General features: G+C 33.1%; 17 protein-coding genes and 1 pseudogene. 7 read left to right on the top strand and 11 right to left on the bottom strand.

Annotated features, from left to right (window positions below; translation table 11 throughout):
* Positions 1 to 73 precede the first annotated feature (73 nt).
* Positions 74 to 1,657 (top strand): ankyrin repeat domain-containing protein, encoded by a 1,584-nt coding sequence (locus ABWU64_RS02010; protein WP_353279755.1) that lies wholly within the window; start codon positions 74 to 76, stop codon positions 1,655 to 1,657.
* A gap of 41 nt (positions 1,658 to 1,698) precedes the next feature.
* On the opposite strand, the gene ABWU64_RS02005 is transcribed toward ABWU64_RS02010, so the two are convergent.
* The gene (locus ABWU64_RS02005) at positions 1,699 to 3,780 is read right to left on the bottom strand and encodes a heme lyase CcmF/NrfE family subunit (protein ID WP_341815837.1); all 2,082 of its coding nucleotides are present in this window, start codon (positions 3,778 to 3,780) and stop codon (positions 1,699 to 1,701) included.
* Positions 3,781 to 3,926: 146 nt separating this feature from the next.
* Here ABWU64_RS02005 and ABWU64_RS02000 point away from each other — a divergent pair, with 146 nt between their 5' ends.
* Positions 3,927 to 5,168 (top strand): hypothetical protein, encoded by a 1,242-nt coding sequence (locus ABWU64_RS02000; protein WP_353279754.1) that lies wholly within the window; start codon positions 3,927 to 3,929, stop codon positions 5,166 to 5,168.
* A gap of 212 nt (positions 5,169 to 5,380) precedes the next feature.
* Here ABWU64_RS02000 and radC read toward each other — a convergent pair whose 3' ends face one another.
* Positions 5,381 to 6,061 carry a RadC family protein gene (radC, locus tag ABWU64_RS01995; RefSeq protein WP_015588537.1) on the bottom strand — a complete coding sequence of 227 codons (681 nt, stop codon included), beginning with the start codon at positions 6,059 to 6,061 and terminating at the stop codon, positions 5,381 to 5,383.
* 729 nt (positions 6,062 to 6,790) lie between these two features.
* On the opposite strand from radC, the gene ABWU64_RS01990 reads away from it, so the two are divergent.
* Positions 6,791 to 7,897, top strand: a complete 1,107-nt coding sequence (locus ABWU64_RS01990; RefSeq protein WP_353279753.1) for a D-alanyl-D-alanine carboxypeptidase family protein — start codon at positions 6,791 to 6,793, stop codon at positions 7,895 to 7,897.
* A 32-nt stretch (positions 7,898 to 7,929) separates the two neighbouring features.
* Here the strand turns inward: ABWU64_RS01990 and rmuC are convergent, their stop codons facing one another.
* The 4 genes from rmuC to ABWU64_RS01970 all read right to left on the bottom strand — a co-directional run bounded on the left by rmuC (position 7,930) and on the right by ABWU64_RS01970 (position 12,793).
* Positions 7,930 to 9,270: a DNA recombination protein RmuC gene (gene rmuC / locus ABWU64_RS01985; protein WP_341815834.1), complete on the bottom strand. Its 1,341-nt coding sequence runs from the start codon at positions 9,268 to 9,270 to the stop codon at positions 7,930 to 7,932.
* 263 nt (positions 9,271 to 9,533) lie between these two features.
* The gene (locus ABWU64_RS01980; protein WP_353279752.1) at positions 9,534 to 10,694 is read right to left on the bottom strand and encodes a porin; all 1,161 of its coding nucleotides are present in this window, start codon (positions 10,692 to 10,694) and stop codon (positions 9,534 to 9,536) included.
* A gap of 100 nt (positions 10,695 to 10,794) precedes the next feature.
* Positions 10,795 to 11,523, bottom strand: a complete 729-nt coding sequence (locus tag ABWU64_RS01975) for a hypothetical protein (protein WP_353279751.1) — start codon at positions 11,521 to 11,523, stop codon at positions 10,795 to 10,797.
* A 283-nt stretch (positions 11,524 to 11,806) separates the two neighbouring features.
* Positions 11,807 to 12,793, bottom strand: a complete 987-nt coding sequence (locus ABWU64_RS01970; protein ID WP_353279750.1) for a hypothetical protein — start codon at positions 12,791 to 12,793, stop codon at positions 11,807 to 11,809.
* Positions 12,794 to 13,018: 225 nt separating this feature from the next.
* Between ABWU64_RS01970 and secA the strand changes: the two genes are divergently transcribed.
* Positions 13,019 to 15,700, top strand: coding sequence for a preprotein translocase subunit SecA (gene secA, locus ABWU64_RS01965; protein ID WP_353279749.1), 2,682 nt, complete (start codon positions 13,019 to 13,021; stop codon positions 15,698 to 15,700).
* Positions 15,701 to 15,830: 130 nt separating this feature from the next.
* On the opposite strand, the gene ABWU64_RS01960 is transcribed toward secA, so the two are convergent.
* The 4 genes and pseudogenes from ABWU64_RS01960 to dprA form a co-directional block, all read right to left on the bottom strand.
* A complete protein-coding gene (locus ABWU64_RS01960) occupies positions 15,831 to 16,082 on the bottom strand; it encodes a transposase (RefSeq protein WP_135352730.1) in 252 nt (83 codons plus the stop codon).
* 145 nt (positions 16,083 to 16,227) lie between these two features.
* Complete coding sequence (locus ABWU64_RS01955) at positions 16,228 to 16,401, bottom strand: hypothetical protein (RefSeq protein WP_353279739.1); 174 nt, start codon at positions 16,399 to 16,401, stop codon at positions 16,228 to 16,230.
* A gap of 366 nt (positions 16,402 to 16,767) precedes the next feature.
* Complete coding sequence (locus ABWU64_RS01950; RefSeq protein ID WP_010405218.1) at positions 16,768 to 16,908, bottom strand: hypothetical protein; 141 nt, start codon at positions 16,906 to 16,908, stop codon at positions 16,768 to 16,770.
* A gap of 264 nt (positions 16,909 to 17,172) precedes the next feature.
* Positions 17,173 to 18,257 (bottom strand): annotated as a pseudogene (gene dprA / locus ABWU64_RS01945) (DNA-processing protein DprA).
* Positions 18,258 to 18,318: 61 nt separating this feature from the next.
* Here dprA and ABWU64_RS01940 point away from each other — a divergent pair.
* Positions 18,319 to 18,693 carry a ferredoxin family protein gene (locus tag ABWU64_RS01940; RefSeq protein ID WP_015588529.1) on the top strand — a complete coding sequence of 125 codons (375 nt, stop codon included), beginning with the start codon at positions 18,319 to 18,321 and terminating at the stop codon, positions 18,691 to 18,693.
* 38 nt (positions 18,694 to 18,731) lie between these two features.
* On the opposite strand, the gene ABWU64_RS01935 is transcribed toward ABWU64_RS01940, so the two are convergent.
* Positions 18,732 to 18,998 (bottom strand): hypothetical protein, encoded by a 267-nt coding sequence (locus ABWU64_RS01935; protein ID WP_353279748.1) that lies wholly within the window; start codon positions 18,996 to 18,998, stop codon positions 18,732 to 18,734.
* Between the two features lie 572 nt (positions 18,999 to 19,570).
* On the opposite strand from ABWU64_RS01935, the gene ABWU64_RS01930 reads away from it, so the two are divergent.
* Complete coding sequence (locus ABWU64_RS01930; protein ID WP_353279747.1) at positions 19,571 to 20,524, top strand: D-alanine--D-alanine ligase; 954 nt, start codon at positions 19,571 to 19,573, stop codon at positions 20,522 to 20,524.
* Positions 20,505 to 21,263: a cell division protein FtsQ/DivIB gene (locus tag ABWU64_RS01925; RefSeq protein WP_015588526.1), complete on the top strand. Its 759-nt coding sequence runs from the start codon at positions 20,505 to 20,507 to the stop codon at positions 21,261 to 21,263. The genes ABWU64_RS01930 and ABWU64_RS01925 overlap by 20 nt, the downstream gene beginning before the upstream one ends.
* Positions 21,264 to 21,310 lie beyond the last annotated feature (47 nt).

The following is a 21,310-nucleotide window of genomic DNA, read 5'->3' as shown; positions in this document are numbered from 1 at the left end:
TCCCTTTTTTGAGATCACGTACAGGCTCTAAGAAAGCAGAAGAAACACAGCAACAAGAAGATGATGAATATAATTGATTAAATACTCGTTGCTACTTCGCAATGACTGCTCCTTAACGGATGTTGTCGAAAGAAGTGCATTTGGCAAGCTGATATCTACGTGGCTTGTTGACATGTCCAACTTAACAGAGAGTCAGAAGGAGTTGAATAAAAAATTCTTAAGTACTTTTAAAGACTTTCCACATATTACTTATAAGGATTATAAGAAGGATGTTGAAAAAATTAAAAAATTTTTACTAGATCATAAAAGTAATCAAGATCTAAAAACCATTCTCAACCTTAAAAGAGGAGAATCTAAACTGACAATACTGCATATTCTATCAAGTATGGAATGTAGCAATTCAGAAGAATGCATAGATTTACTGTTGAATTCAGGTGCTGATCCTAATGAAAAGGACGACACAGGAAGAACGCCTTTGCATTATGCTACTCGTTCTGGTCATTGTGATACAATTATCAAATTGCCTCTAAGGAAAGGAGCTAATCTTGATATAAAGGATAAAAAAGGTAAAACCCCAATAGAATTTACAGTTAATAGTCCCAATCTTAATATTAAAGAGTACTTTTTAACTGATGATGTTATTGATGGAATTTTTCGTAAAAAAACACAAATTGACCTTAATGGAAAAGACGAATGTATAAATTTATGGAGTGATTTCACGCTAGATGACCAAAATCCATTGAAATATTTAGATTCATTAAATGAAGCTCAAGATATAAATCAGCTAGAACAGATTGTAAATGAAGCTATAAAATCTAGTGTAAGGCTCAATTTTACTTATAAGGGAGATATATATAAAAATACTTATGAAAGTAATTATAATTTTACAGATTATATAATAAAAAGAATTAGTGAATTAGAAGAGAGTTTCCAAGATGTAAGGAACATAGAAGTTGCTAGTCGCATAGTATGTAATTTGGTAAAAAGAGGTGCAGTACTTAAAACTCTAAGCAGTATAATTGTAATTGATAAACTAGAGAAGTTTAAAGACCACAAAGCTAATCTGAAAGAAGCACGTAAAAGCTATATACATTATTCTCTAAGGTTTTTGGAAGCTGCAAAAAATGCAACTACTGGTAAGGTAAAAGAGGCAAAAATGGACAGCTTCACTTTCTACTGGAAATACTCAAAGAATAGTGTAGTCGAGGTTGCAAAAGTCACAAATGAAACAGATGAAAGCACAGGATTTCGAAGAGACGTGATAGCAATCGGTGAAAGCGAGATAGAAATTTTAACGGAAGGTGGGGTAAGAAATTATACTGACCTTATAGGTAATATAGTACTAACTTTTCATACTGATTTGGGAAAAGTAGATGTTAGATTGTATCCTGATATGGAAGATAAAAACAAAATTATAGTAGAAGTGAGTAACAAGGAGAAAATATTGGAAAAGTTTAAAAATTATAAAGAAGAGTTAGGTGAGAACTGCTTGCTTGGTGGTTCTTCTGTCTACGACGCTATTAAGCAGGGATATTTTAAAAGGCCTGAGGAAGTTTTAGAAAAAGATTCCATATATCATGGAAGTTCTTCATTAGAAAATATATCTTTATTTTCTATTGTACAACAGAACACAGAGAAAATTCGCTCGCGAGGTTAGTGTTGCTTAGCTTAAGTTTAAATTGCCAAAAAATGCAAACTTTATGATACTGAAGGAACTACTTTTTTGCTAGAAGAAAAAGCAGCAAGTAGTGAACCAAAGGCGATGAGAAAAGATCCAAGCCAAATTATAGACATTCCTGGTTTATAGTGTACTTTGGCTGCGATTTTGCTCTTACTCTTATCAATCTCTCCAATTACAACATAAATATCAGAAAATAAATTGTGATAGATACTGCTTTCAACATTTTTCTGACCTTCCGCAAGGTAAAATCTATATTCAGGAGTTACATCACCTATTACCTTACTATTAAGCAAATTCCTGATATCCATTGTACCTCTTACTGCATGGAAGTTTTTTTCTTTTATAAATTCAATGTTTCGTAAAGTGACTTTGAATTTATTGACTGTTATGCTGTCTCCTATTCCCAAGTAGTTTTCTTTTTTTTCCTGCCAACCTACTGAGCAGGCTATACCAAGCACAAGGATTGCCACTCCAGCATGAGCAAGCATCATTGCATAGTAGGATTTAGAAACTCTTCTTGCTAATAAAATTGATTCGCTTTTAAATAAACGAATTCTTTTACTGTATGCTTCTAAAACAAAGATTAATAATGCTATGGAGATAGTAATTGATAGCACAATTATTAGCTCCATGTGAAAGATAAACGGCAAAATAGCTGCAGCACTGCAGAATGAAAATCTATATTCGTGAAATATTGGCAATAGACTATTTCCCTGCCAACTGAAGTATTGCCCTATCATGGTGAGCACTAGAATAGCTAGTGCAATAGAGTTAAATAAAGAATTGTAATATGGTGCTCCAACTGAAATTAATTCACCGGTTAAATACTCAAGCACTGTAGGGTATAAAGTGCCAACGAACACGATGAAAAAGGCAGTGATGAATAATAAATTGTTCATCAGCATCATCGTAAGGCGTGAAAAGAATCTTCTACCCTCTGTCACTTGAGTAGCAGATTTCTTTTCAGATTCCAATATCGAATACTGGAAAGATGTGTGATTCTTTCTCGTAAACACTACAAATATTACTAAGCTACTGACCGTAATTACACCAAGTAGCGCTAATATATATAGTCCATATCTTGGGTCATCTGCAAACGTGTGCACTGAGGTGAGTATTCCTGAGCGGACTAGAAATGTTCCAGTTACACTCAATATAAAAGTTGTAAGCGTAAGTAAAATAGCGAAATTCCTTAAAGTATTGAAATTTCTTACAACGAGCAACAAATGTGTCAGCGCCACTGCAATTAGCCACGGCATCAAAGAAACGTTTTCCACTGGATCCCAGAACCAAAATCCACCCCAACCGAGTTCACGATATGCCCACCAGCTACCCAAGCTGATGCCCAAAGTGAGCAGCGACCAAGAAATAAGTACCCAAGGCCTGACAATTTTAGCCCAAACATTTCCTTCAGTATTTAAAATTAATCCAGCTATAGAGAGCGAAAAAGGAACGCTAAATCCAAGGTACCCCAAATATAATATCGGTGGATGAATAGCAAGGCCTATATCCTGCAATATCGGATTAAAACCAAGACCATCTGTTTCGATGCCTGGCATTTTAGTGAAGGGGTTTGATTCAAGTAAAGTGAACAGTAAAAAACAAAAGCAAATCAGCCCATGAGTGATAAGAGATATTTTTTTTAATTTACTACCACTAGTTCGTTCTGGTGTCATGCAAGTAGCTGACGCTGGAATCCAGTTTTTATTACACTGCCATTTGATGTACTCATTTGCAATTAAATTGTCTGGATCCCAGTTTCTGGGCACTGGGATGACAGAAGGTATATAAATATCCATTAGTAATAAATACATGACAAGCACTAAGGTCCAAAGCAACATAGACCCTTCTTTATTTCCCCAAACACCACAAATCTTATAGATCAAAGGTTTTGTTGTGTGTGAGTGGTAATATACGTTTTCAAGTGAGAAATCATTTTTAATGTGGCAGTAGATCAAAATAGCCATTGATGCTGACACACAAAAAAATATGGCAGAGGAGACGAATCGGTAAGAACTAAACGGTAGAAACAAATACGTTAAAGATAACAAACAGGCTACCAATAACAATATATTCCCAAATTCAGGCATAAGATTCATATAATGATACTACTAATAATAAATTGGGAGTTAAAGTTTTAATATAGGAACAAAGTTAATCTTCAATTATATTAATAGTAAGTAAAAATTAAGCATTAAGCTTTTATACTTTATATTATATAACATTAATATTGTGAGGTAATATTATGGGCACAACTAAGATTAGTGAATTTCTATTCAATATAAAAGGTAAAGTGGCAAAACAACATGCTGAACCAATAATTGAAAAAAATCTCTATACTATTTTAGGATTCAAAGATGTAGAAGATTTAGAACATAAGACAAGTAAGTCCGTTAACAAAAAAATTTGGCAATCATTTGTTGACTGCTTTGCAAAAGAAATAGATTATGCAGCAACTAAGCAAGTTGTAAAAAACGTTGTTTGTAATATTGCCAAAAGTGCCCAAGGCAATGCTTTTACTGAAGCTGAAAGCTTGATCTTAAACGACAAACAAGATAATAAAAAGAGAGAAAGAGCGATTAAAAAAGCTACTAGTATTTTAAAAAAAATCAATCCAGAAAAAGCCTTCAATGAACTTTCAGTAATAAAAAAACAAGCCGAAGATTTTTTACAAACCGATTTTTATAAGGCGCAGAGCAAACCACTGCCAGGATTTGCTACATCTGGTGCGCAGCTTTTTGCGGAAACTTTGAAATATATAGAAACACTAGAAAAATTATCAGAAGTTAAAAAGGAAGATTTAACTAAGAGTTTCCTATTAAATTATATTAGTTCACTGAACAAAAAGTATCCTAAATCACAAGGTAAAAGAGAAGATGCTATACGAATACTATCAAGCGATGAGTTGAAGAATTTTTATAATAAAGGTGTAGAGGAAGGAATACTACAACCGCTGGTATCATATAAAGAATGCAGAAATCTGTATGATAAAATGAGCCAAACAAAGAATGAATGTATAATCAAAAAAGAAGAACATGAGAAAGCAAGTAAGTCAATAACCAGTATAATTAGTGACATAAAAAAATGTAGAGAAGCAGTCCTTAATTGCAAAAATTTTCAGAGCTCCTACATAAAGGAAAAAGCAGAACACCCATTTAGAGGCACCTCATGTCAAAAAATGATTGATATATATCAAGAGAGAATTGCTGGATATCAGGAAAAAATTCGTCAAAACCCAAACCAAATAAGAGCAATATTAAAAGATACGCCGCAAGATGTGGAAGAATTTAAGGAAATAATCAATTGCGTGCATGAAGCAGAGCAGTATGATGAAATTTTTGATTCGGCTTTAATTTGTTTACCGAACATACAGAATAAGCTAGATATTCAACCAGAAAATCCCCTAACAGAACTCAGAGCTTCACAAATTAACGTTGAAATTGAGCTAACTAGGCTCTGTGAACAAAATATTAGAGTAAGCATGTGAGTGCTTCAACAAAATTCAAAAAACCAATAAAGACCTCATAAGTCTTATCAAAACAGGAGATTTCTAATAGTGGCAAATAACATGTATTTGCCACTATTACGCCACCTAAATCACACATTGTCTTCCAGAAGGAAAATTTTTGTTCCACTGGCAACCACCTCATGTATAGCTTTACTTCCATAATAAGAAAAATGGCAAAAGCAATTTTAGATCTACTCTAATAAAAGCCTATTTTCCTTGAAACTAAAATAGCTACTAAATGTGATAATAATATGATCTATTAATTCTATTCCTATGCTTTTGCAAGCTTCTGCAAGCTGTCTAGTGAGAAACATATCGCTACTTGAAGGCTGTATATCTCCACTTGGGTGATTGTGGGATATTACAATCGATGTTGAGCCAATCAAAAGAGCGCGTCTTATGATCTCTCTAACGTAAATAGGAGTTTGATCTACTGTACCAAAGTTCTGCAGATCTTCCGCTATTAGACGATATCTTTTATTCATATAGATGACGCGAAAATTTTCTTTATTAAGGCTTCCTATACTTACTTTTAAATAATCAAGCAAATTTTCCCAGTTATTGATTATAGGTAGGTCCTTTATTTCTTCTCGTGCAGAACGAACAAAAGCCTGTTTAACACAAAAGATAGCAGATATAGCTGCATTACTAATTCCTTCGATATTCTGCAGTGCTTCTAAATCGGCATTAAAAACCTTATTCAAACTGCCGAAAATTTCTATCAAATTCTTTGCTACTGGCTTTACATCGATTCTACTATATGCTGAATATAAAATATGTTCTAAAATCTCATAATCAAGTAATGATTGTCCGTTATCTAAAATAATTCTCTCTCTTAGGCGCTTTCTATGACCTTTTTTGTAATCTTTCATTATTCATGAATTGCTTATCTCTTATAATAAGAAATTGAATTTTTAAGTAAAATATTTAATAAAACACATGAAGCATAATTGTAAATTTTTGAAGACAGCAAATGAAAGTAGCCCCTCTCTTATCATCCCTTGCTCCCTCCTTCTTGTCATTCAAGTAGCCTCTATCCCAGTGTCCCTTCTATATATTATCCCAGTGCTCCTTATATGTCATCCCAGTGCTTGACACTGGGATCCAGACTTTAATTGTTATACTTGTAAATAACTCTGGTAAGAACAAATGTTCATCTCAAATGCAGTATTTTTGTTGAAATAGCTCAACTGGATCCCAGTGTCAAGCACTGGGATGACACCTCAAATATTAATAAATTTACTAGTTATAAAAAAGGCAAAAAAATCCCCGTGTAACGAGTTTTGACCCTATAATAATGTAAATTGGCGCTGTAATAATGTGCTAACGCTTAAAATAAGCGCGATTTGGCTGAATGTAGAAAAAATAAAAAAGACATGCAGCCGCTATAATTTTTATGTAATTTGCCAATAAATATCTGAGTTTTTTACTGAATTTTTGTTGTTGAACCCGCGCGGATCGAAAACAAGGATAAATACTCTTATTGTCATAATAAGGGAGCTGGCACAGTTTGTCAAGGAAGTTTTATGCAAGAGATCTATTGAAATACTCCTGCAAAATCATACTATTAATTAGTACACTATAAATTTAAAATTATAAATATGTTAAGCAAATTAGTAACTTTGCTATTAATTTTTATACTCCCTTTTAATTCGTACTCATATCAGTTTAGAACTAAAGCAAAGCAAGCAGTTGTTTTAGATTTAGCTTCAGACTCTTTCATTTTTGACCATAATTCCAGTGAAAAAATGGCCCCATCTTCAATGAGCAAGTTAATGACTTTATATGTAGTTTTTGATTATCTAAAAGCTGGAATAATAAATATGGAAGATAAATTTCGAGTAAGCAGAAAAGCGTGGGAAAGAAAAGGCTCTTCTATGTTTTTGAAAGAAGGTCAATTTGTTACGGTAAAAGAATTACTTGAAGGAGTTACAATCGCCTCAGGTAATGATGCATGCATAGTGCTAGCTGAAGGTATTGCAGGATCAGAGGAGAATTTTGTTGCTGAAATGAATGAAGTTGCACAAGATCTAAATCTTAATGATAGTCATTTTGTTAACTCAAGTGGATGGCCAGATGAAGATCACTTTATGAGTGCAAAAGATTTGGTAATGCTGGCAAAAAGGATTTTTACCGATTTTCCTGAATACTATAATCTATTCTCTGAACAATATTTGACATATAACGATATTGTACAAAAAAATAAAAATCTTTTACTTTTCCATGATATTGGAGTTGATGGTCTAAAGACAGGTCATACGAGTGCTGGTGGTTATGGCATTATAGCATCTGCAAAACGGAACGATAGGAGAATTTTTGCTGTTGTGAATGGTTTGGACACCGAGAAAGAGCGAATAGAGGAAGCAAAAAGACTAATACAATATTCCTTAAATCATTTTAATACCAAGAAAATATTTGCTAAAGATAGCGTAGTTGAAGAAATAGATATTGTTTATGGAAGAGATAAAAAGGTGCCCGTTACAGTTGCAAACGATGTTACCATAACTTATAACCGCAGATTACATGATAAAATTAAAGTGCGTATTGAGTATAAAGATATGGTACCCGCACCAATTAAAAAAGGGCAAGAAGTGGGCAAAATCTTCGTAGAAATACCTGGTGCTGAGCAACAAACTATACCTGTTTATGCAGCAAATGATGTGCAGGAATTGAGCTATATAAAAAAAATTTTTAGAAAGTTGTTTTAACCAGCAAACATAAGCTAAGTAGATCTGAAATACTAATCTACTTTCAACCCCTCAGCATGTAAACTGCGTGGTAAAGATTCCAACTCTTTTGCAGCAGTGAGTTCTTTATTTTTTGCATGTATACCAAGCTTATTGAATTCTCGGGCAGCAGGAAACACTCTTGCCTCAAGCGAACCAGCAGTTTTATTGTAATGATCAACAGCACTTTTTAAGCTTCTGCGTAAATTATCAAAATTTTCGCCCATTGTGCAGATTCGCTCATATAAAATATGGCCTAGTTCACTTATTCTCTTTGCATTTTCAGCTATCATCTCTTGCTTCCATCCATAGGCTACTGCCCTAAGTAGCGCGATTAAAGTGATTGGTGTTGCAATAATTACTTTTTTTTCTATTCCAATTTCTATCAAAGCTGGTTCACATTCTAGTGCTGCACTGAAAACCCCTTCTCCTGTTAAAAAAAGCACCACAAGCTCTGGCGTATTTTCAAATTGGTTCCAATATTCCTTTCTGCCTAGATCATTTATATGTTTTTTTATTGCCAGAGAATGATTCTTCAATTTTTCCTTTTGTATCTGTAAATCATTTTGCGACATAGCATCCATGTAAGAATCAAGTGGTACTTTAGCATCTATTATTATTTGCTTTCCTGATGGCATTTTTATTATTAAATCAGGACGTAACAAATTGCCCTCATTTTTATCAATTACTGAGGATTGAGTAAAAAAATCGCAATATTCAATCATTCCCGCCATTTCTACCACTCTTTTGAGCTGCATTTCACCCCACTTGCCCCTAATGTGAGGTTTCCTCAGGGCGTTGGCAAGGTTAGAGGTTTGGCTCATTAGCGCTCCAATTTGCTCTCTTAAACCTTCGTAAGCCCCTACCCTCTCCTTCTCTAGCTCACGTATTTCGCTGTCGAATTTTTCTAATTTTTCTTTTATTGGAGTGATAACTTCATTGATCGTTGCTTGCCTTTTTTTGAAGTCACTTTCTGTTTCTTTTAGTTTACTATCGATTACTTCCTTCGCTAAATTCAGAAAATTATTATTGTTTACCTGCAAAGCATCAAGAGAGAGCGCTTTAAAAGTGTTTGTAAGCCTCTCCTCTGCTTTTGTCAGTAACTCCATCTCTTTTTTCTTTTCCTCACGTTCTTTTTGCAAAATTACTTCAAGCTCTGCATTCCTCACTTTCAAATCAACTATTTCCTTATTTTTATCTACTAAAGACTGTTTTGCCTCTTGAAGTTCATGTTCTACTTTAAGTAAATTCTTCTCAAGATTCTCACTAAATTTTCTGTTCTTTCTTACAACAATATAGAGAAATAGTAGTAAAAAAAGGAAATTCAATACAAAAGCTATAGAATTGAAAAGCATCAGAACACAGAAAAAACCGTACTCACAATACTATCTAATTTTTTTATATATAAAAAAGAAAAAAAGAGCACCTGAAGAGATGCGCTTACTGAAGGGCTTGGTTTGCTAATTAATAACCGTTTTCTTCTACACTTGGATTAGTAACAGAATGTCTTTTTATTGAAAATCTTATGTAATAGTTATTTTTATAATATCAAATAGCACATATATTAACAACTCAATTTTACTCTCATTATTACAATACTTACATACCAGTTACTTCACTAAAAACTTAGCTTCAATCCGGCCAAAAGCACATATCCGGAGTTATTATCTTCCACTGCAAGCTCCTTAGTACTAAATCTTACAATATCAAAGTAATATGAAGTACCAACAACTAATGGATATTCAAGACTGAAAGCCTGTGATGTTAATTCGTTTGTACCTTTGTCTGCAATATCCCTGACACTATTAAAATATGTTAAGCTCACTTTACGAGAATCAGAATGATAAGCAATACCTGCATTTACATAATGCATATTATTTGTTTCATGACTACGCTTCTCACCAGATTTACCACCATTCCCGTACGACAAAATGCAATCAAGTTCAAAAAGCTTTAGTTTCACACCAAAATTCCAGTGTAGTAATTGATTATGACACTGAAGATCGCTAGAATTTTTGTTTGTACAATCAGTTAAATTTTCCCTTGCAAATTCACCAGTCAAAGCAGTAGTAAAATTTATTTCATCTGATAGGGCATTTTTATAGGAAAGACCAGCGGCTATTAAATTATTATATTGTAAATTATTTTTACCTGGAACATAACTGAATCCAAGTTGAAAGTTATGAATTTCAGGAGAAATATAGTTTATCATTGGTTGTTTTAACTTCAGCTCTAGTCCATTATAGTCGCTGTAAACATTGGGTTTTACCCAAAATACCTTGTCCTTATCATACCCAGGGTCATCATCTTTTTTTCCATTACCGCGCAGATTTGCATAGTTTGTCCAATGACCATTTATTCCCCCAGCAGCTGTATAAATTTTTGAAGTGTTAATTAACATACTCTGACTAACTAAACTTCCTTTACCATATTCAAATGATCCAAACTCCTGATTCTTTATGATAAAATACCACTTCTCCATTTCTAACTTTTCTATGTCTAGTGCCTTTAAGTTTGCAATACCAGAAACTCCTGCCTTAACATCAAAACCCATTTTAGTATTTGGATGAACTTGCTGTAAATAAAGCAAGCGCAGGTCTGAATAACTTGAGGTCTTGTCTTTGGTAGAGCTAAAAGAATCTCTATTGAAAGCGTAGCCAAATCTTAAATCTACTTTTCCATCTAGTTCTACATAAAACATCTCCTTATCCAGAATTACCCTAGCGTTAGCACTTCCTCCCACAAGTAATGATAAAAATAGTGTGATTAGTAACCTCATAGGTAAGCTTAAATTCTTAATATAAGCTTAACAGAAATAAAAAACAATCCTTATATTGTGTAGAACTTAGATACTACAAACCAATTAATGACAAAAGCGTTTAAGCATTCTTCACACTATGTTTTTGAATTATATTTCCATAAATAATTGATATGCTTGATAGTTTTCGCTTTAATAACTGCTTGTTAATGGAAGAATGTATACGATTAACTATTTTAGATGTGTTATTTGCATCACAGTTCATCAAAATAAAAAGTACCTTATTCTCATCAATACATCCCAAAAAATCATCACTACGGCAATTTTTATAAAAATGTTCTATGATAATTTTTAGTGCATCATTTTCCTTATTACAACTGCTGTTTAGACCTATTATTCCTATAACTGCATTAATTTGATATTCAAAGGCAAAATTTAATACAACATATAACTCAAAAATAGTGGACTCATTGTCTGGTATGTTAAACAAATTGTGGTTTTTATATTTTTTACCTATCAGATATTTATCCCTAAACATTCCTAGCTTATGAAACAGGCTAATGTCACGTATTAATAGCTCATAATTAATCTTGCTATTAGTAAATTGCGTTGTGCGAAAAACTTTTACCTTTGTTTTTATATCTTCTCCTTTAGCGTCGATTAGAGAAAAGCCTATCACTTTTGGCAATATATCGCGCAAATCGCACCCATCTTCAGTATACTCCAAATAGCTTTTCATATCTTCAGCTGCTCTTGCACTTAAAATATTGATTAACGGCTTATTAAGTAAATTCCTTTCTTCACATTTTAATAAATTCCTTGCTGCTTGATTGAGTCCCAAGATTAACACGTTTTTTTCTCATTATCCTGAGAAACAGATATCACAGCATCATCTTTCCTTCTTGCCGTTATAAAATCTTCCATGCTTTCATTCTATAAAATGTATTTACCAGTATAATAAAGTTGTATTAAGATTTATTTACCTATTGATATACTTAATCAAGTATAGGCAAGCATAACATAACCAGCTATTTCTAAGTGATGATAAAGGAAGCAAAATTACAAATGTAATTTTGCTTGTTCTCTTTATACCTTCATCACAACAACTGATTTTGCTGTATTGGATTAGATGGTTAAATATAACCTAAACTACTGTGACACGATTCCTCGTATGAAGGTAGTAGTTCCTCAAGCGGTGCTGAAGGTTGTACTTTTTCATAATTGTCAGAAGGAAAATTGTCTGATTCTTTATTATTAGTTGCCTTATCCATACATTTTACTGGTTGCTCTGTATAGTCTTGTATTTCTTTTGTAAAACTATGATTTAGATAACAACTTGTTAAGTAAGCTACACCTGCTACTGTTAGTTCTAATGATGCAAAAACTAAAGGTGAAGCTCCTATACACCTAAAAACCTTTACTTTATACATACTCATATGAGCAGGTGGGTCAATGGTTGTTGCTAAAAAAATAAAAAAACCAAGTGAAAAAAATATTAACAAGCAAATTCCACCCAATGAACAAGATCTTAACGCTACCTCTTTTAATGATTCTTCGTTTTTCTTTTTATTATTAAGGCTTCGATACATTTTATTAACGTTAGTATTGCTAATATAATCTTCTAGTTCTTTTAAAATTTGAGTCTTTAACTCTTCAATCTCATTATCTATTAACGAATAGTATTTTTTATACCGCTGCTTCAATTGAACGTCTAATACTGATTTACCACCATTGAGAAGATTTAAAATGTCTTTTTTGCATAACTCAATCTCCTGAGAAATTTTAGAATCGTTTTGTCCTTTTATATCTTGATCCATTTTATCCTGTAGTTTTTGACCAAAATCTTTAAATACAGTTCTGCAAGAAAGGTATTTTAATATAATAGGTAAAGCTAGCTCATTTCCCTTACTAAGCAAAGATAAAAGCTTCAAAGCGAAAGAATTAGGTACTGCCTCTCTTGGTAGAATTAAGGTGAAATCTTCCCATACTTGGCAAACTAATTTTATTGAAGAATCTTTAAACCCTTTTGTACCAAATTTTAATGAAGCAAAAAATTCTTCTAATTCTTCAAAAGGACAACTATTTTTCTCTAATTTTACTTTTATAATATTGCTTAACATTGTGACTCCACTAACCGTTTTATACATGTAGCTTAAGACTATTTTAATAATTTATCAAGAAAGTTTAATTATTAATTATTATATTTAATAAAATAAATATACTCTTTTACATTTCATCTGCAAGAATCTTTTCCTTAGTTTGTAAATAAAGATTTTCTGAATCTAATTGCCGCAGGTTACGTTTAGTAATATAATCTCATATTAAATAAAACTTTACCTAAGTTTATGCCAGACTCTACGTTAGTTTTAACAACTATTCTTATATTCTTCATCTTTACGTTGTCACTTTTTTTTATAAAAAGGATATTTGGATCAACAAACAAGAAGATAATAAAATCCTTCAGAAAAATTGCTCAGCAAATTAATGCGCTAGAGCAAGAAATGCAGAGCTTATCTGATGAGGATCTTGCTAGTAAAACTACGGAATTAAAACAAGAACTGAAAAATGGAAAAACACTAAATGACCTTCTCGTACCTGCATTTGCGGTTGTACGAGAAGCATCACGAAGATTCCTTAATATGAGGCATTTCGACGTTCAGCTAATTGGTGGAATGGTTCTCCATAATGGCATGATATCAGAAATGAAAACAGGAGAAGGAAAGACACTCGTCGCAACTTTAGCTGCATATCTAAATTCTTTAGAAGGAAAAGGTGTGCACGTCGTAACTGTTAACGACTATCTTGCAAAACGAGATACAGAGTGGATGAGTAAATTATATAATTCTCTTGGAGTTTCTGTTGCATTTATTACAAATAATTTGACAGACGACGAGAGAAAAAAGGCTTATAGCGCAGATATAGTATACTCAACAAATAATGAACTTGCCTTTGATTATCTACGAGATAATATGAAATTTTCTCAAGAAGATATGGTTCAAAGAGGCTTCAATTATGCAATAGTAGACGAAGTAGACTCCATACTGATTGATGAAGCGCGTACTCCGCTCATTATTTCTGGCCCACTTGAGGAAAATAATCAGATATATAAGCATATCAATAAAATAGTAATCAAATTAGTTGATTCTGACTATGAAGTCGATGAAAAGAGTAGAGCAGTGTTCCTCACTGAAAATGGCATTTCACGAGTGGAGGAATTACTAAAATCGTATAACATCATTCCTGAAAATTCCTCGCTCTATGATACTAGCAATATTATACTGACTCATTATATAGATCAAGCACTTCGTGCACATAAGCTGTTTACTGCTGATAAAGATTATATAGTGAAAAACGGTAAGGTGGTAATTATTGATGAGTTTACTGGGCGCATGATGGAAGGTAGGAGATATTCTGATGGTCTTCACCAGGCACTGGAGGCAAAGGAGAATCTTGAAATTCAGCATGAAAGTCAAACTTTAGCATCAGTCACATTTCAGAACTACTTTCGTATGTACAACAAACTTTCTGGTATGACAGGAACAGCAGTAACAGAGGCAGAGGAGTTTCATGATATATATAGATTAAATGTAGTAAAAATTCCAACTAATGTGTCTGTTAAAAGAATAGATGTTGACGATGAAATTTATGGCACAGAAAAAGAAAAATTTAGTGCTGTATTGAAATTCATAGAAGAATGCCACAAACGCCTACAACCAGTCCTTGTTGGTACGGTAAGTATTGAAAACTCTGAAAAACTTTCTGCGCTTTTGCAAAGCTATTCTCTTAAGCATTCAGTACTGAATGCTCGTTATCATGAACAAGAAGCGTATATAATAGCGCAAGCTGGAATACCAGGCAGCATTACTATAGCAACAAACATGGCAGGACGTGGAACTGATATTCAGCTTGGTGGAAATGTTGAAATGATTGCAAAAATAGAGCTCGAGAAAATAAAAAATGCTGATGAAAGAGAAAAAAAATATCAAGAAATAGTCGAAAGAGAAAAAAAATATCAAGAAATAGTCGAAAGAGTAAAAAAAGATAAGGAAATTGCTATAAAAGCTGGTGGCTTATGTGTTATCGGAACCGAAAGGCATGAAAGCAGGAGAATAGATGATCAACTGCGTGGCCGTTCTGGTCGTCAGGGTGACCCTGGACTTTCTAAGTTCTTTCTATCACTTGAAGATGATTTAATGAGAATATTTGGCTCTGATAGAATGAGGAATTTTTTACAAAAAGTGGGACTAAAGAACAATGAGGCTATTCATCACCCATGGATTAATAAAGCACTTGAGAAAGCACAGAAGAAAGTTGAAGTTAGAAATTATGATGTGCGGAAGTCTTTGCTAAAGTTTGATGATGTAATTAACAATCAACGTAAGGTTATTTTTAAGCAGAGAAATCATATTTTAAACAATGAAATCAATGATTTAGTTGAAGTATATAGTGAAGTAAATGAGGATATAATAGAAGGTATAGTACAAAGTGGTTATTACGAAGATTATGTTGAAGATATTGCAAAAGAATTCCACATAAGATACGGGATAACGCTTAATCTAGCAGAGTTTTTGAATAAACAAGAAGCCTTGGATTATATAAATGACAAAATACAAGAATTTTTTACTGAGAAAGAAAAATATTTCAATAGTCAACAAACTACAGATTTGTGGAATACGATAGTGAAACAAGTGATGATCATGACGCTTGATCATTTATGGAGGGAGCACCTTTCGGTCTTAGAGAGCCTAAGACAAAGCATAAATTTGCGTGCCATGGGGCAAAAAGACCCACTGAATGAATTTAAACGCGAAGCTTTCTTAATGTTTGAGTCGATGCTTGAAAAGTGGGGGGAGCTTACCATTCACCGCCTAGCGCACTTTAAGTTGCTAGACAATCAAGAAATAGGCAATAGGTCACGCTCTACTAAAAATAGCAGATTTCCAAAAGTTTCAAGAAATGACAAGTGCCCTTGTAACTCTGGAAAAAAATACAAAAACTGTCACGGTGCAGTTGTCATAGCGAATTAGTTGTTGCAATCACATTATAGCTGCTATAGCTAACCCAAGAAAGGCTTAGCTGATTGCTGAAAAACAAAATCAATAGCCGAATTAATATTGGGCCAAAAGGTTTGTAGAGCCTTTCTTATGGCGTGCTTGATCAGAACTTCTCAATCGGATTTAAATCTGGCGAGTATGGAGGTAAGAACAAAATTTTACACCCAATATTTTCTATCAAATTTTTCGTCCTTGCAGATTTATAAAAGCTCGCATTGTCGAGAACAATAGTCTGTCCAGGTTTAAATACAGGAACAAGTACATTTTCTACATAAGCATCAAAAATCTCGCTGTTGCAGTAGCCATCAATTATCCATGGTGCTTTAACCTTTCCTTCATTTAGTGCTCCAATCATGCTTACCCTCTTTCTTTTAAACCCTGGGCAAATAACCTCTTGCCTCTTTGAGACCACCCATATTCATAAAATTCATTGTCCTCTATTCCAGACTCATCTATGTATATCAAGTTTTCTTTATTTATTTCTTTCTTCTACTTTTTTTTTATGAACTCTTTGCGTTTCTCTTTCTCGATAAAGAAAAGTTTTTTTTATATGTATAGTTTACTTTGCTAAGGTAGTTATATACTGTGTTTCTACACATATTACCAAATTCTTCAATTATCTTTTCAATTCTAATATCTTGATTTCCATCCAGAAATTTGATAAATCTATCCATATCTTTAATCTTATGGCCATATCCTTTGTGATAGCCTGAAGATGGTTTCTGTTTCTTTTTTCCTTTTCCTCCACAAATATATTGTTTTTATGCTCACTTTGAATATTTGACTGATTTTTTTATCGTCATTGTTTTTTTATCGACTCCTTTGAGAACACGTTCTTTCAGATCCTCACTATATGGACTTGGCATCTTCTTCTTTCTCATTACTTATTATACCATTCTAACCAATTTTGCCATATAGCTAAACCTCTCTTGGGTTAGCTATAGATGATAAAATATTTGATTCTAGTTTTTTATAGTCTACTAATCCGGTAGTTCTATTTGCTTGACTCATTTCAAACCTCCATTTTTTATATCACTTTATTACTTTTCTTTTCGGCTTGACACACTTTTTTGAACGTTCCCCACTTTTTCTATCACCTTTTCAAATTCTTCTACAGTTAAGCCTGTTATATTACGAAAATTTCTTGGGTGTTTCTTTATATTGTAGTAACTAAAGCTCATTTTTTTACCTTACTCTATCTGCTTATTCCTCTTCTACCTCTCTCCCATCATTTTATCATTACCTTTTGCAGCAGGTCTATTGATGCATGAGTCTGGAATCTAGGAATTCTGATTATATATTAAGTTAGTAAGTATAAAAGTTATGTAAAAATACAACGTTTTAGTGAGATTACGGAAAGCCAGCGTCACACGCTGGAATGACATCTTTCTTGGTGGACTCAAATCATAATGTTTGTACGGTTGTGGACTTATAACTAAAGCAATCTAGAAAATTAATGATATTTTATTCCCCGGCGAACGCTCTATTTTGTTTTCTAACTCTAGTTCCAAAAGAGCCATTAGAGCTATGTTAGTAGAAAGTCCGCTTGCTAATATAAGTTCATCTATATCAACAGGTACAGAGTTAATATGATCAACTATAACAGATTTTGCCTGTTGTAATTTTTCTTGTTTTTGGTTAATAGAACAGTGCTCAACATCAAATAGGCTTTTTGCTGCGGAGGTAAACTAAACCTAATACTCTCTATTATGTCATCAGCAGCTTCAATAAGCTTAGCACCGTTCTTAATTAAATAATTACTACCACTACAGCGTGAATCTAGAGGAAAACCAGAAACTGCAAATACCTCTCTTCCTTGATTCAAAGCAAAATCTGCTGTTATGAGAGAATCAGAATTTTTTGATGCTTCAATTACCACAACACCCAGCGATAGACCAGATATAATTCGATTCCTTTGAGGAAAATACTGAGGCTTTGGTTTAGTAGCAAATGGAAGCTCAGTAATTACTAATCCGCCATTTTCAGTGATTCTTTTGTATAGATCAAGATTTTCTCTTGGGTATACTACGTCAATTCCGCTTGCTGTAACAGCAATAGTGGGATGATTTTTGTATATTACACTGTTTGCTGCAGTATCGATTCCTTTTGCAAGTCCAGAAACAATAACAAAACCAGCTTCGCTTAAATCAAGTGCCAACTTATTGGCAAAATTTCTTCCATTCATTGAAGAATTACGTCCACCGATTATTGCAATTATCTCACGGCTTAATAATGATACATCACCAAGTGTAGTTATTACAGGAGGACAACCAGAGATATTCCTTAAAATGTCAGGGTAATCTGGATTACATGTTGGTATTATTTTGGCTCCAATTTTTTCTGCATTCTTAATTTCTTCTTTTGCACTTTGAATTCCATAATCCTTGTTAGTCAACTTATTAAGATATTTTAGTACTTCATCTAGCGACCCACATGCTCTTAGTACACTAAAAAACTTTACTGGTCCCACAGTTCTAGCCAAGCTTAGCCATATTTCTAATTCTTCGTTATTCAATTTATTTATCTTCATAAAATGCTTGAATTTCTTATTAATTTAGTGTACCCAAGATAATGCAAATATACAGTATTTTATGACGCATTTTGTTACAGATAAATGCATAAAATGTAAATATACAGACTGTGTGGAGGTATGTCCCGTTGACTGCTTTTATGAAGGTAAAAACATGCTCGTGATTAACCCAGATGAGTGTATTGATTGTGGAGTGTGTATACCTGAATGTCCAGTAGATGCAATTGTAACTGATGATTCCATAAAAGATATTCTAGAGCTAGATGAAGACTTACTGAATAATGAACAAAAAATCTTTAAATCATTTTACAACATAAATGTAGAATATTCGCAAAAATGGCCAAACATTACAGCTAAAAAGCAACCCCTAGATACAGCAGAAGAGTATAAAGAAAAAAAGGATAAAACAGCTTACTTTGATGAAAATTTAGGGTAATAGAGTAAGTCTACTTTTGTATACTTACTCTTTTTTGATTAAATAGACATTGAATTGTAAGCATCTATTTCATCTGCCATAGACGATAATTGTGCACCTTCAAAACGGAGATTGTTTGCAATGTCTATTAATTTCTCACTAATTTGTGAACGAGGTTTAAGCACTGAAAAGAAAGCATCACATCTAGCCTTGCATAGAGGTTCGTCTGTTTCATTGAACGCCTCTTCACAGTTTTTGTGGCAAATATGAGATAGATTGCGTGCCTGAAACGTTAATGAATTAGAGTCTTGTGTAGATATAACCATAATATATTCCTAAATTAAAAAACTAACACCACGGTAGCATTTATGTGTTAATAAAATTGTAATATTTATATCAGCATAATTACTTTCCAGATAAGTTTACTTTATTGAAAATTTTGGGAAAATATTGTACAATTACTCATGAACTTTGGTAAAACTTACGGCAAACGCTAATATATCTTTCAGTAAAAAAACTTTACAGCATTTTGCTAAGCTAGTTGAGCTTACTAAGCAGCCCACTCAAGAATTAGCAGAAAGACTATTCAATAGATCATGAAATGGAACTATCTGTAGTTGCTGATCAATATGACATTGAAGGTGTAGAAACAGTTGATTACAAAGACGTAAAGTGGAAATCAAGTGGATTACAAAATTAAATTTTTAAAGAATATTACTGAAAAAGATCTTCCAGTTTTACTTGCAATCTGGTATCTGATCATCAAGGAATTAATTTGCATGACACCACCTGCAAGTTACAATATCTGTATAGCTATACATAGTATAGAATTTTTCAAAATGTTTTTTCTATTGAAGATAAAAGTATCTTTTATATATGATATATAGCAAGGTATAGAATGCCTATGATTCCAACTATAGCAATTTTAAGTGGTGGATTTTCTTGCGAAAGAGAAATATCACTTATGAGCGGAAAAGCAGTCAAGAAGGCGCTTGATAGCCTTTTATATAAGGCAATAGAAATAGATGTTGATAGCAACATTGCTCAAAAGCTTAAAAAAACTAATCCTGCTCTTGCTTTTATTGCTCTACATGGTCCTTATGGTGAAGATGGCTGTATTCAAGGTTTATTGGAAATCTTAGGTATAAAATATACACACTCTGGAGTTACAGCTTCGGCTGTTGCTATGAATAAAGTGATGTCAAAGCATATATTCCGATCCCTTAGTATCGACACTCCAAAAGGTTATGTAATTAGTCGAGAAGATCTGCTAAAAAATAATATTAAAATTGATTATCCGTACGTCTTAAAACCGATTAACGAAGGCTCAAGCATTGGAGTACACATGATTTTCTCGCATGAGGATTACTTAGAGCTGAAAAATAACAGTTCTACTATAATGGAAAAGATGATCATAGAAGAATACATACCGGGTATAGAGTTACATACTGCTGTATTACTGAATGAAGCAATTGGCACTATGGAAATACGACCGAAAAATAAATTCTATGATTATGAAGCAAAGTATACAGATGGATTTGCAGAACATATATTTCCTGCTGAAATTCCTAACAACATATATAGAATAACCTTGGAACACGCGTTAAAAGTTCATCAATTTTTAGGATGTAAAACTGTTTCCCGCTCAGACTTCCGTTATAATCCCCAAAATAACACTTTAAAAATGCTTGAGGTTAATACACATCCTGGCTTTACTGAATTGTCGTTAGTACCAGAAATTGCAAAATTGACAAGAGGAATTGATTTTAATGAATTAGTCAAAATTATTGTCGAAGACAGTTTACACCACAGGAATATTAGAGATCAAGCCGATGTTGAACAATGTTACTAGAAGCCAAAGAAGTTTTTTGCGCAAGTGCGCTCTTGTTATTATCACTGCACTTTTTCTCACATTAGTACTTTATAGTTCACTTGATAAAATAACAAATCGATTCAATTACTACTTTACTTGGTGTAACGATCGCTTATCGAGCTTATTAATTAGCAATGGATTTTCAATCGACAAAGTAACCGTTACTGGAAACAAATTTACAAATGAACAGGACATTCTAAGTTTAGTAGATAGAACACAACCTATCATGTATGTATCACTCTCAAAACTAACAGATAATATACAATCTGTAAGCGAATGGATAAAACATGTAAGAATTTATAGGATTTTACCCAACACCTTACGCATTGATGTAAACGAACACAAACCTTTTGCTCTTTGGAAAGATGATAACAGAACTTCAGTAATTGACTCTGAAGGTAAAGTAATCGTAGATGATTACCAGATAGATAACCTCGTTATAATCAAAGGACAAAATTCGTTATCAAGCCTAAAATTCATTAAATATATACTAGAGAGGAAAACTCAATTAAGTGATCATATTTCTTCTTGTGTTTATGTAGGCAATAGAAGATGGAATATCATACTCGATGACAGTGCCACAGTAAAATTGCCTGAAGATAATCCTTATAGCTCATGGGATTATTTAAGCCACTTGCAAAATACAACCGACTTTACTTTTAGCAATTGGAGCATAATTGATATGCGTGTTGCTGATAAGATCCTTGTGAAGAAGTGATCTGCTCGGCGCTCCTTTTCATGTCATGCAAGTAGCCCTTTCTCTGT

The sequence above is a fragment of the Wolbachia endosymbiont (group B) of Xanthorhoe designata genome, assembly GCF_964028585.1.
Lineage (GTDB): Bacteria > Pseudomonadota > Alphaproteobacteria > Rickettsiales > Anaplasmataceae > Wolbachia.
Note: the sequence above shows the minus strand (reverse complement) of the source record. Positions and strands in the feature narration are given on the sequence as shown.

Excerpts from the sequence above, each read along its gene's own strand:
- ABWU64_RS01940 (WP_015588529.1), top strand. The coding sequence starts at position 18,319 with ATGACGCATTTTGTTACAGATAAATGCATAAAATGTAAATATACAGAC.
- ABWU64_RS01970 (WP_353279750.1), bottom strand. The coding sequence starts at position 12,793 with ATGTTAAGCAATATTATAAAAGTAAAATTAGAGAAAAATAGTTGTCCT.
- ABWU64_RS02000 (WP_353279754.1), top strand. The coding sequence starts at position 3,927 with ATGGGCACAACTAAGATTAGTGAATTTCTATTCAATATAAAAGGTAAA.
- ABWU64_RS01955 (WP_353279739.1), bottom strand. The coding sequence starts at position 16,401 with ATGGATAGATTTATCAAATTTCTGGATGGAAATCAAGATATTAGAATT.
- rmuC (WP_341815834.1), bottom strand. The coding sequence starts at position 9,270 with ATGCTTTTCAATTCTATAGCTTTTGTATTGAATTTCCTTTTTTTACTA.
- ABWU64_RS01980 (WP_353279752.1), bottom strand. The coding sequence starts at position 10,694 with ATGAGGTTACTAATCACACTATTTTTATCATTACTTGTGGGAGGAAGT.
- radC (WP_015588537.1), bottom strand. The coding sequence starts at position 6,061 with ATGAAAGATTACAAAAAAGGTCATAGAAAGCGCCTAAGAGAGAGAATT.
- ABWU64_RS01925 (WP_015588526.1), top strand. The coding sequence starts at position 20,505 with ATGTTGAACAATGTTACTAGAAGCCAAAGAAGTTTTTTGCGCAAGTGC.
- ABWU64_RS01950 (WP_010405218.1), bottom strand. The coding sequence starts at position 16,908 with ATGAGCTTTAGTTACTACAATATAAAGAAACACCCAAGAAATTTTCGT.
- secA (WP_353279749.1), top strand. The coding sequence starts at position 13,019 with ATGCCAGACTCTACGTTAGTTTTAACAACTATTCTTATATTCTTCATC.
- ABWU64_RS01935 (WP_353279748.1), bottom strand. The coding sequence starts at position 18,998 with ATGGTTATATCTACACAAGACTCTAATTCATTAACGTTTCAGGCACGC.
- ABWU64_RS01960 (WP_135352730.1), bottom strand. The coding sequence starts at position 16,082 with ATGATTGGAGCACTAAATGAAGGAAAGGTTAAAGCACCATGGATAATT.
- ABWU64_RS01930 (WP_353279747.1), top strand. The coding sequence starts at position 19,571 with ATGCCTATGATTCCAACTATAGCAATTTTAAGTGGTGGATTTTCTTGC.
- ABWU64_RS02005 (WP_341815837.1), bottom strand. The coding sequence starts at position 3,780 with ATGAATCTTATGCCTGAATTTGGGAATATATTGTTATTGGTAGCCTGT.
- ABWU64_RS01990 (WP_353279753.1), top strand. The coding sequence starts at position 6,791 with ATGTTAAGCAAATTAGTAACTTTGCTATTAATTTTTATACTCCCTTTT.